This is a genomic window from Caulobacter sp. GW821-FHT09B11 (assembly GCF_059418205.1).
In genome coordinates this window covers 120,226-131,430 of record NZ_JBWKPK010000006.1, presented here as the reverse complement: position 1 = coordinate 131,430, position 11,205 = coordinate 120,226, and the positions used below count along the sequence as shown (strand labels likewise).

At 69.5% G+C, this 11,205-nt stretch carries 7 protein-coding genes; 3 read left to right on the top strand and 4 right to left on the bottom strand.

Translation table 11 applies throughout. From position 1 onward, the window contains the following. Nucleotides 1–90: 90 nt before the first annotated feature. Both AC07N1_RS06275 and AC07N1_RS06270 read left to right on the top strand, forming a co-directional pair. Nucleotides 91–2,010, top strand: coding sequence for a sialate O-acetylesterase (locus tag AC07N1_RS06275; protein WP_494671023.1), 1,920 nt, complete (start codon nt 91–93; stop codon nt 2,008–2,010). Between the two features lie 2 nt (nt 2,011–2,012). After that, nucleotides 2,013–4,847, top strand: a complete 2,835-nt coding sequence (locus AC07N1_RS06270; protein ID WP_494671022.1) for a glycosyl hydrolase 115 family protein — start codon at nt 2,013–2,015, stop codon at nt 4,845–4,847. Between the two features lie 166 nt (nt 4,848–5,013). Here the strand turns inward: AC07N1_RS06270 and AC07N1_RS06265 are convergent, their stop codons facing one another. Then, nucleotides 5,014–5,724, bottom strand: coding sequence for an energy transducer TonB (locus AC07N1_RS06265; RefSeq protein ID WP_494671021.1), 711 nt, complete (start codon nt 5,722–5,724; stop codon nt 5,014–5,016). Between the two features lie 151 nt (nt 5,725–5,875). Further along, nucleotides 5,876–7,933, bottom strand: a complete 2,058-nt coding sequence (locus tag AC07N1_RS06260) for a TonB-dependent receptor domain-containing protein (protein ID WP_494671020.1) — start codon at nt 7,931–7,933, stop codon at nt 5,876–5,878. Between the two features lie 473 nt (nt 7,934–8,406). Here AC07N1_RS06260 and AC07N1_RS06255 point away from each other — a divergent pair, with 473 nt between their 5' ends. Next, nucleotides 8,407–9,012 carry a hypothetical protein gene (locus AC07N1_RS06255; RefSeq protein WP_494671019.1) on the top strand — a complete coding sequence of 202 codons (606 nt, stop codon included), beginning with the start codon at nt 8,407–8,409 and terminating at the stop codon, nt 9,010–9,012. A 194-nt stretch (nt 9,013–9,206) separates the two neighbouring features. Here the strand turns inward: AC07N1_RS06255 and AC07N1_RS06250 are convergent, their stop codons facing one another. Then, the gene (locus AC07N1_RS06250; protein ID WP_494671018.1) at nt 9,207–9,353 is read right to left on the bottom strand and encodes a hypothetical protein; all 147 of its coding nucleotides are present in this window, start codon (nt 9,351–9,353) and stop codon (nt 9,207–9,209) included. Nucleotides 9,354–9,407: 54 nt separating this feature from the next. Then, nucleotides 9,408–11,204 carry a DUF885 domain-containing protein gene (locus AC07N1_RS06245; RefSeq protein WP_494671017.1) on the bottom strand — a complete coding sequence of 599 codons (1,797 nt, stop codon included), beginning with the start codon at nt 11,202–11,204 and terminating at the stop codon, nt 9,408–9,410. Nucleotide 11,205: the final 1 nt, after the last annotated feature.

The following is an 11,205-nucleotide window of genomic DNA, read 5'->3' as shown; positions in this document are numbered from 1 at the left end:
GCCCCCTCCGGCCCTCTGGGCCACCTCCCCCAGAGGGGGAGGATCTATAACGAACGAGCCGCCTCAGGCGGCCGCGAGGGAGTTATCCGCATGCGCCGTGTCGCGCCGATCCTGCTGGCCGCCGTGATGGCCACGCCCGCCGCCGCTCAAGGTCCGCTGCTCAACGGCCTGTTCGCCGACCATGCGGTGGTGCAGCGCGACCGGCCCCTGCCGGTGTTCGGCCGCGCCAAGCCGGGCGAGGCGGTGACGATCACCCTCGGCGACAGGACCGCCACCGCCACCGCCGGCCCCGACGGCGCCTGGCGCGCTGACCTGCCGGCTTTCGCGGCGGGCGGTCCCTATACGCTGCAGGCCAGGGCCGCCTCGGGCGCGACCCAGACGGTCAGCGACGTGCTGGTCGGCGACGTCTGGCTGTGCTCGGGCCAGTCCAACATGGAGCTGCCGGTCGAGCGCGGGAACAACAGCTGGTCGGAGATCCGCTCGGCCAACGACGATGGCCTGCGCATGGCCTATGTCGACCACGCCGACAGCCGCACGCCCCTGAGCGCCTTCTCCAAGCCGCCGGCCTGGAAGGCCGCAAAGCCGGAGGCCGTCGGGTCGTTCTCGGCCGCCTGCTACTACATGGCCCGCGAGCTGCGGAAGACCGACAAGACGCCGCTGGGCCTGGTCCACGCCTCGTGGGGCGGGTCTGCGATCGAGGCCTGGATGAGCCCGGCCGCCCTGCGCAGGGCCGGCAACTACGAGGACGGCCTGACCACCCTGGAGCTGTCGCTGAAGGACCGCCCGGCCGCCGACCGCCGCTGGGGTGAGACCATCAAGGCCTGGTGGAGCCTGCGCCACAACGGCGCGGACGGCGGTCCGTGGCTCGGCGACGGCGCCTGGACGCCCGCGCCCAAGGGGCTGGGCGTCTGGGAAAGCTGGGGCGTGCCGGCCCTGGCCGCCTTCGACGGCGTGGTCTGGTTCGAGACCTCTGTGACGCTCACGGAGGCCCAGGCGAAGGGCGCGGCCAGCCTCGAGATCGGCATAGTCGACGAGGTCGACACCACCTTCGTCAACGGCGTCGGCATCGGCTCGACCTCGGGGGCGGGCACGGTGCGCACCTATCCGCTGGCGGCCGGGCGCCTTAAGGCCGGCGCTAACCGCATCGTCGTCTCGGCCTTCGACAGCTACGCCAACGGCGGCATGTACGGCGACGCGCCCCGCGCCCTTGTCCTGGCCGACGGGACGCGGATCCCGCTGGCCGACTGGCGCTACCAGGTCGAGCCCAAGGCCAGCGGCGAGCCGCCGCGCGCGCCGTGGGACACGCTGTCGGGCCTGTCGACGCTGTACAACGGCATGCTGGCGCCGATGGGGCCGTGGGCCTTCAAGGGCCTGGCCTGGTACCAGGGCGAGACAAACACCGGGCGGCCGCAGACCTATCAGGCGCTGCTGAAAGAGTTCCTGGCCGAGCGCCGCGCCGGACAGCCGGCCGACATGCCGGCATTGGTGGTGCAACTGGCCAATTACGGCAAGCCGCAGCTGGCGCCGGAAGACTCCTGGTGGGCGCAACTTCGGGAGGGGCAGCGCCTCGCCGTGGCCAGGGACGGCCACGCCGCCCTGGCCGTGATCACCGACATCGGCGATCCGTCCGACATCCACCCCACCAACAAGCAGGACGTCGGCAAGCGCCTGGCGCGGGGGGCGCGCCGCCTGGCCGGCGCGGCCGTCACCAACGGCCCGTCGCCGGTCTCGGCCCGCCAGGTCGGCGACACGGTCGAGGTGCGTTTCGAGCAGGTGGCCGAGCGGCTGGCGGCGCGCGGCTCCGACCACGCCATCGGCTTCGAGCTATGCGACGCCGCCGTCTGCCGCTTCGCCGACGCCCGGGTCCAGGGCGACAGGGCGGTGGTCTCGGTCCCGGCCGGCCTGACCCCGACCAGGGTGCGCTTCGCCTGGGCCGACGCGCCCACCTTCAACGTCTTCGACCTGTCGGGCCTGCCGCTGGGGCCGTTCGAGCTGGCGGTGACGCAATGAGTGTGGCGGGACTTCGCGCGGCCGCCTCAGCCCTGGCGCTGGCCGCCGCCCTGGTGCTGGCGGCGCCCGTCGCCGCGCACGCCGCCCAGCCGGCCGCCGTCTCGGCGACGCCCGTGGCCGGCGGCTTTGCCCTGATCGAAGGCGGCAAGCCCGCGCGGGTCGAGGCCGACGTCACCGACTGGCCCGGCGTGCTGCGCGCCGTGCAGGGCCTGCGCGGCGACCTCTCCAAGCTCTCGGGCGGCGGCCAGCCGGCCAAGGACGCGCCGCTGGTCATCGTCGGCACGCTGGGCAGGAGCGCCCAGATCGACGCCCTGGTGGCGGCCGGCAAGCTCGACGTCTCCAGCCTGAAGGGCCGCTGGGAGGGCTTCGTCCAGCAGGTGGTCGACAACCCGCGTCCGGGCGTGGCCCGCGCCCTGGTCATCGTCGGCGCCGACAAGCGCGGGACGATCTTCGGCGCCTACGACCTTTCCGAACGGGCCGGGGTCTCGCCCTGGACCTGGTGGGCCGACGTGCCCGTACCGGTGCGCCGTGATTTAACGGTGGCGCCGGGCGCCAACCTGCAGGCCCCGAAGGTCAAGTACCGGGGCATCTTCCTCAACGACGAGAACCCGGCCCTCTACGGCTGGGCCAACGCCACCTTCGGCGGCTTCAACCACGCCTTCTACGAGCGGGTCTACGAGCTGATCCTGCGGCTGAAGGGCGACTATCTGTGGCCGGCCATGTGGGGCAAGTCGCTCTATGACGACGACCCGCTGAACGCCGTGCTGGCCGACGAGATGGGCGTGGTGATCGGCGCCTCGCATCACGAGCCGATGATGCGCTACCACGTCGAGTGGGAACGCTACGGCCAGGGGCCGTGGGACTATTCGAAGAACCCCGAGGTGCTGCGCCGCTTCTGGCGCGAGGGCATCGAGCGGATGGGCGCCAACGAGAGCCTGGTCACGGTGGGCATGCGCGGCGACGGCGACGAGCCGATGACGCAAGGCACCGCCACCCGCCTGCTGGAAACCATCGTCGCCGACCAGCGCAAGATCATCGGCGAGGTCACCGGCAAGGACCCGTCCGCCACGCCGCAGGTCTGGGCCCTCTACAAGGAGGTGCAGGACTATTACGACGCCGGCATGCGGGCGCCCGACGACGTGACCCTGCTGTTCGCCGACGACAACTGGGGCAACATCCGCCGCCTGCCGAAGCCCGGCGAGACGCGGCCGGGCGGCTACGGCGTCTACTATCACTTCGACTACGTCGGCGGGCCGCGGAACTACAAGTGGCTCAACACCAACCAGGTCGAGCGCACCTGGGAGCAGATGCGGCGCGCCGACGAGAGCGGCGCCGACCGGCTGTGGATCGTCAATGTTGGCGACCTCAAGCCCATGGAGCTGCCGACCGAGTTCTTCCTCGACATGGCCTGGGATCCCGCCGCCATGCCGGTCGAGAAACTCTCGACCTACACCCGCGATTGGGCGGCGGCGCAGTTCGGGGCCGAGCGGGCGGGCGAGATCGCGGCCCTGCTGGACGGCTATACGAAGCTCAATGCGCGGCGGAAGCCCGAGCTGATCGACGGGACGACCTTCAGCCTGGTGAACTTCCGCGAGGCCGAGCGGGTCGAGGCCGAGTGGGGCGAGCTGGAACGCCGGGCCGACGCCGTGCGCAAGGCCCTGCCCAAGGCCCAGGACGACGCCTTCTTCCAGCTGGTCTGGTTCCCGATCGCGGCCTCGGCCAACTTCAACCGGCTCTACATTGCGGCCGGCCGCAACCGGCTCTATGCCGAGCAGGGCCGTAGCGCGGCGGCCGCGCAGGCCGACAGGGTCGAGGCCCTGTTCGCGCGCGACGCCGAGCTGACGCGCCAGCACGACGCCATCGCCGGCGGCAAATGGGTCCACATGATGGACCAGACCCACATCGGCTACACCGGCTGGCAGCAGCCCGACCGCAACATCCTGCCCGAGCTGGCGCGCCCGGCCGTGCCGCACGCGGCGGTGACGGGCGTCGCCGTCGAGGGCCGCGCGGCGGGGGTGGACCGGGCGGCCGACCTGCCGCCGCTGACCCGCTGGGGCGCGGCCTCGCGCTGGATCGACGTGTTCAATCGCGGTCCGGCTCAGATTTCGTTCGAGGCGACCTCGGGCGCGCCCTGGCTGAAGGTCGCGCGCGGCGAGGCCGGACCCGGGGGCGATACGCGGCTGGAGGTGTCGGTCGACTGGGACAAGGCGCCCAGCGGCCGCCATCGCGTGCCGATCACCGTGAAGGGAACGGCCGCCGAGGCCGTTGTGATCACGGCGGTGGTCGACAATGCCTTCCGCACGCCGGCCAAGGGCGCCTTCGTCGAGGCCGGCCAGCCGCTGGCCATCGAGGCCGCGCACCATGCCAAGGCGACGGCGGCGGACGGCGTCGGCTGGACGGTGATCCCCAATCTCGGCCGCACCCTGTCGGGCGTCACCACCTCGCCGACCACGGCCCCGGCCAGCCAGCCCGGCAAGGGTCCCGTGCTGGACTATCTGGTGGATTTCGAGGCGGCGGGGCCGGTGGACCTGTCGGTCCTCGTCTCGCCGGGCCTGGACGTCACGGGCGGCGGCGGACCCCGCTTCGCCGTGTCGATCGACGACGGCGCGCCGGTGGTGGTCAACACCATTCCCGACCCGTCGGAGAAGGCCTGGGACAAGGCGGTGGCGGATAATATCCGTATGCTGACGACTTCGCTGAGCGTCCCATCGGCGGGCGCGCATCGGGTGCGGCTGTGGCGCGTGGATCCGGGCGTGGTGTTCCAGCGGCTGGTGATTTCGCGGGGGCCAGCGCCGGAGAGCTATCTCGGGCCGGTGGAGGGGACCAAGGCGCCGTAATCCTTCTCCCCTTGCGGGAGAAGGTGGCGGTCGAAGACCGTCGGATGAGGGGTCTCTCAGAACTGAAAGACCTCCCCCGGTCTGACGGCTGTCGCGGCGGATCTTTCTGAGAGACCCCTCACCCGACCCGCTTCGCGGGCCACCCTCTCCCGCAAGGGGAGAGGGGTCAGTTGAGCGAAAACTCCACCGGCGCGTCCATCTCGATCCGGTCGCCTTTCACCGTATGCGGCGGGGCTGGGAACGGGTCCGACCGCGCGACCATGGCGCGGACTTCGGCGTCGAGCAGGGCGTGGCCGGTGGGGCCGGTGAGGCGGCATTCCAGCACGTGGCCGGCGCGGTCGATGACGAAGGTCACCTGGGCTGTGCCCTGCTGTTTCCGCATGCGGGCGGCCTTGGGATAGGTCTTGTGGGCCTCCAGCCAGGCGCGGACGCGGGCGGCGTAGCTGCTGGAAGAGCCGACATGGGCCTGGACGCTGTCGGCGTCGCGCTGGCCGGCGGGCGGCTTGGCGGCCGAGGCTTCCATGGCGCGGGCGGCGGCCGGCACGGCGGCCTGGGCCGCGGCGGGCGCGGCCTGGCGCGGAGCCTCTGAAGGCGGAGCAGGGGAGGGCGGCGCGGGCTTGGGCGCGGCCGTCGTCAGCCAGCCATCGGGACGCGGCGGCAGCGGCTTGGGCGTCGGCTTCTCCGGCTGGGCCGGCTGCGGCGGCGTCGGCTCGCTCACCGGCGTCGGCGCGGGATCGGCGTCGGGCGAGGCCGCGTTGTCGGTCTGGTCGAGGGCCGGGTCGCCCAGCGAGATCAGCATGGCCGTCTCGTCCATCACGGCGAGGACCGGCTTCTGCTCCCACTGGATCACGGCAAGGCCAAGGGCGCCGTTGATCATCAACGACGCCCCCGTCGCCCAGGCTCGAACGTGCCAGGGCGTCCTCATGCCAGAGCCTTTCTCGACCTGACTTCGTCAGGCCGAGGCTCTGGTCTCTTGCTTGGGCGCATTTTCTTCACGCGAACCGGTGTCCACTTCGCTCGAAAATGCTTCAGAACGTGCGACCCAGGGTCAGCTTGAACGTCCGGCCTTCGGCGTCCAGCGACAGCAGGTGGCGCTGGAAGGTCTTGTCGAACAGGTTGTCGACGCCGGCCTGGACCTCGAGGCCCTGCAGGAGGCCGTCCTGCGGCTTCCAGGTCACGAACAGGTTGTGGACGGCGTAGCCCGGCGTGGCCAGCGAGGTCGAGGTCACGTGGTTCTGGGCGTCGGCGAACTCGCCGCGCCAGCCGGCCGTCAGGTTCTGGGTCGGGAAGACATAGCCCAGGGTCAGGTTCAAGGTGTCTGCCGGGATGGTGTTGAGGTAGGCGCCGGTCACGCGGTTCTCGCCGTCGATCACCGACACCGAGCCGCGGGCGAAGAACTGCCTGGCGCCGTATTCGGCCTCGACCTCGACGCCCGAATAGCGCGCCTCGCCGACATTGACGAAGTAGCTGGAGGTCGAGGTTCCGCGCGTGATCAGGTTCTTCACGTCGTTGCGGAAGGCGGTGGTCTTGAACCGGAACTGGTCGCCCTGGCCGAACAGGTCGCGGAACTGCAGCGTGCCGCCGACCTCGATGTTGTCGGACTCCTCGGGCTTGAGGTTCAGGCTGTAGTTGGTCGAGGCCGTGGCCGTGCGGCTGTAGATCTCGTCCAGCACCGGCATGCGCACGGTGTGGGCGATCGAGCCGAACACCGAGGCCCATTCGGTCAGGCTGTAGAGGGCGGCGATCTTAGGCGAGACGCCGTTGTCCTTGACCACCGTGGTGGTGGTGACGCCTTCGCCCGGCTGCAGCTTGGTCCAGTCGACGCGGACGCCCGGGATCAGGGTCAGCTTGCCGAGCACGACCTCGCCCTGGGCGAACAGGCCGTACTTCTCCATGTCGCCTTCGGGGTGGGTGGCCGCGCCGTGGTTGACGCCGGTGGCGGTGCGACGCGGGTTGCGGCGCTCCTGCTTGTAGGCCTGGGCGCCGATCGTCAGGAACGCCACGTTGTCGCCGCCGAGGCTGAACTCCGAGACGTTCTGGGCGCGGCCCTGCAGGGTCTTGTACGAGAACTCCGACTCCAGCACGCCCGACAGGAAGGTCGTGTCGGTCTGGTTGACCTTGGTGTTGGCGTAGGAGACCTGGGCGGCGACGTCGAACAGGTCGCTGCCGCCAAAGTCGTTGTTGTAGCCGATCACGGCCGTGTCGTCGGTGGTCTTGCGGCGCACCGGCGTCGTGGCCAGGGCTTCGGACTGGTCGTAGATCTGGGTGCTGTCGTTCTTCCAGTTCTGGTACGAGGCCCAGACGTTGTGGCCCTTGGCCCCGCCGATGAAGTAGCGGCCCTTGACCAGGTAGCTGTCGGAACTGGCCTCCGAGGCCGCGACCTCGACGCCGTCGCCGTTCTCGTAGTTGTCGCTGCGGCGGCTGGTGTACATGCCCAGCAGCTCGGTGTTGGCGGTCGGCTTCAGGGCCAGGATACCGGAGCCGAAGCGGGCGTCGGCGTTGCTCTCGACGCCGCCGCGCAGGCGCACGGCGAAGCGGTCGCCGTCCTTCAGGAAGTCGCCGGCGTCCTTGCTGGTGAAGTTGACCACGCCGGCCAGGGCGCCCGCGCCGTAGAGGGTGGACGAGGCCGGGCCGCGCAGCACTTCGACGCGCTTGTAGAGCTCGGGATCGCTGAAGAACGAGCCCATCCGGTACTGCTCGTAGAACTTCGTGACGCCGTCGATCTGCATCAGGATGCGGCTGTCGCTGTCGGCCAGGCCCGTGCCCATGCCGCGGATGTTGAAGCCCTGGCCCAGGGCGCCGACGCCGCCCATGGTGTTGACGCCGGGGATGCCGGCCAAGAGGTCGCCGATGGTCGAGGCCTGGGCCTGGTCGATGGCCTCCTGGTCGATCGTGGTCACGGCCTGGGGCGTATCGATCGCCACCTTCTCCTGGCCGGCCGAGACGACGACCTTGCCCAGCGACAGCTTGCTGGCGGTCGCGGTGGTGGTCTCTTCGGAGGTCTCGGTGGTCTGAGCCTGGGCGAGGCCCGCGAGAGCGAGGTTGGCGACGCCGGCCAGCAACAGGCCGCGCGTCCGCTTGGACATGCGCATGGAATATCCCCAAAATAAGCGAATAAGAATCATTCGCAGACTATGGGCGGGCGACTCCCGACAGAGCGCCTCGCCGAACGGCGACGCTTCTGGCCGCCTTTTCGCCTAAATGCAAGTGACTCTCAGTAGCGGATTTTTGGGAGCTTGGGCGTCGGGGGGCTATGCGAGGTTCGTCGCGGCTCGCGACGCCCCGCAGGCTTTCAGAGCCCTATCGTCCATTGAATCATCAAGGGCATTTGAAATGTCCAGCTAGCTGGAAGCGATCGCAGCATTTTGGTGGAGCTACAAAAACCAGTTTGCAAACGGGCGCCTATATCGGTTCGGCTGGTGGGCTTTAATCTTGCCGTCATGCCAAGCCTCGAAGCCCGCCTGGCTAGCCCGAGGATAATCCGCTCCAGGTTATATAGCGTGACTGTCGCAATTTTGCGTTGTCCGCTACGTTCGTATTTCCAACGACTGAGGCACGAATGGCGCAGGATTATGGACGGGATATGCGAGCGTCGGCATACCGTCACTTTTTGGCAGCCGAATTATTGCTCGATGGTCCGCGTACCGCCTTCTGCTTTCCCACCTCGCCCAGTTTAAAACGGATGCCGATGATGATTGGCGGGATAGGTTGCACTTTGTCCAAGCCAAGCTTTCTCACCCTGATGGTGTCTGCTGCTCGTGCTGCTACTGACTCGTCTAGCCAAGCGATTACCGCAGAGGGAATTCGACACGGATTACGAGAGGCCTCGAAAGTTCGAGTTGATCAGCTTGGGATCGAATTTCCTTGGATTGGCCGTATTCTAGCGCCACTTGCCCGCTTGCAAGTGCCTTGCCCAGCAGAAGTTATTGCTTCCCGCTGGAACGAGACCGAAACGATCGAAGCGGTCATGAAGCGTGCGCGAGCGGGAGAATTCTTGCCCCCCTTTGATCCCGCTTCGGAGGGGGATGAGCATAGCAAGTTGATCGAGCGCCTGACCCGGATCGGTGTGCTTTTTCTTAGGCCGGATGGTCGATACGATATGCCCGACCTTTTCCGTGTCGCTGCGCGGCTGCTGAAGAAGGGCGGGGTGGCGCCCAGTCGGTGATTTTGTCCGGAGCCCGGCTGTTCATGTCGTTACTGTCAGCAATTGTTGGCCTCGGAGGGCGCTCGTCTATAAAACAGGGGCGTTCTGGGCGGTAGGTGCCTCGCCATGGGGCGTGTGTCGTGCTTTGACAGGTGAATCCTACGGGTTCCAATTGGTGCGGCGTCGCCCTTTAGGCCGGCGCGCTCTCTCACCCCCTACGACTTCCCACCGCCGAACTTGAAGATCCCCACGCCCAGGGCGATGCCGAGCAAGATCCCGATCGCCATGTTGTGGATGACGGCGCCGAAGATCACGCCGATGATCAGTCCCATGGGCAGGCCCAGCACACCGGTCTTGTTCATGGCGCGTCCTTCGAAAGTCGGTCAGATCGGCAAGGCCGCGTGGGCGGCGGGCGCCTAGGCGCCGGGCCACTCGCCCAGCATGTCGGCCAGGACGTCGAGGGGCATGGTGCCGGCGGTGAGGCCGGCGTCGTGGAAGGCCTTGAGGCTGAACTTCGCGCCCAGGCGCTGTTCGGCGCGGGCGCGGCTGTCGGTCCAGGTGCGCCAGCCCAGCATGTAGCTCGAGGCCTGGCCGGGCTGCACGCAGTAGCGCTCGACCTCGCGGGTGACCGAGGTCTCGGCGTCGCCCAGGGTCTGCGACATGTAGGCGATGGCCTTTTCGCGGCTCCAGCGCTTGGCGTGGATGCCGGAGTCGAGCACCAGGCGGCTGGCGCGGAACAGCATCGAGGCGACGTAGCCCAGCTGGCCCAGCGGGTCGTCCTTGTAGGCCCCCATCTCGTCGGCCAGCTGCTCGGCATAGAGCGCCCAGCCCTCGGAATAGCCCGAGAAGATCGGCAGGCGGCGCAGGGTGGGGATGCCCGGCGCCTCCATCATCAGGGCGTTCTGCAGGTGGTGGCCGGGGATGGCCTCGTGGAACACCAGGGTCGGCAGGTCGAAGCGCGGCTGCTCGGCCGTGTCGCGCAGGTTGATCGAGAACAGGCCGGGCCGCGAGCCGTCGAGGCTGGGCGGGGTGTAGTAGGCGCCGGGCGCGCCGGCCTCGATCGACGGCGGGATGCGCTGGATCTTCACCCCGGCCTTGGGCAGGTGACCAAAGTAGGCCGGCAAGCGCTCGCGCATGGCCGCGACCTTGGTCTCCAGATCGGCCAGCAGGGCGGCGCGGCCGGTGTCGTCGTCGGGATAGAGGTTGGCCGGGTCGCGGCGCAGGGCGGCGATGCGGGCGCCGACCGAGCCCTTGGTCAGGCCGCGGGCCTTGAGGATGACGTCGGCGCGGGCCGAGAAGCGGGCCACCAGGTCGAGGCCCAGGCGATGGATCTCGTCGCCGGCCAGGTCGGTGGTGGTCGCCGCGCGCACGGCGAAGCGGTAGTAGGACTCGCCGCCGGGCAGCCGCCAGACGCCGGCGTCGTGGGTGGCGGTCGGCAGGGCGGCGCTCAGCAGCTGCGCCTGGCGGCGCAGGGCGGGATAGACCTCGGCCTCGACGATCCTGGCGGCGCGGGCCTCCCAGTCGCCGGCGATGGCCTTGGCGCTGGTCCGCCGCGTCAGGCCGACGACCAGTTCCGAGCGGGCCGGGGCGGGGGCGAGCATGGCTTGGAATTGCGAGAGGGTGGTGCGCAGCACGAAGTCCGGCGGCGTCGCGCCCCGGGCGAAGTCGGCGCGGGCCCGGGCGGTCTCCTGGTCGAGCAGCACGGCGAAGGCCGACAGGCGCGACAGATAGGCCTGCGCGTCGGCCGCGTCATTGACCGGATGGGTGTCTGCCAGGAAGCCCGGCACGCTGCGATAGGCGCCGGTCAGCTGCGAGATAACATAGGGCGCGGCCACCCCGACGTCGGGATTGCCGTACGGCGTATCGAAGCTCTGCAGGGTGGTGTCGGCCATGTAGGCGGCCGAGCGCAGGTTGACCCGGTCCATGCCGGTCAGGGCCTTGGCGTCGAAGGTCGCCAGGTCCTTGCGCAGGTCTTCGAAGATCTGGCGGGTGCGCAGCAAGCCGGCCGGCGAGCGGTCGTCGAGCTTGCCGCGGGCGGCGGCGTTGGGGCCGGCGTCCAGGCCCGTCAGGGTCATCAGTTGCGGCGAGTCGAGCATCGCCCGCTGGATCAGCCGCTCGAGCACGGCGGTCAGGCGTTCGCCCTCCGTCTGCTTGGCGGTCTCGCGCGCCAGGGCGGGCAGGGGCGCCGCCACGAGGGCGGCTGCGGACAGCATG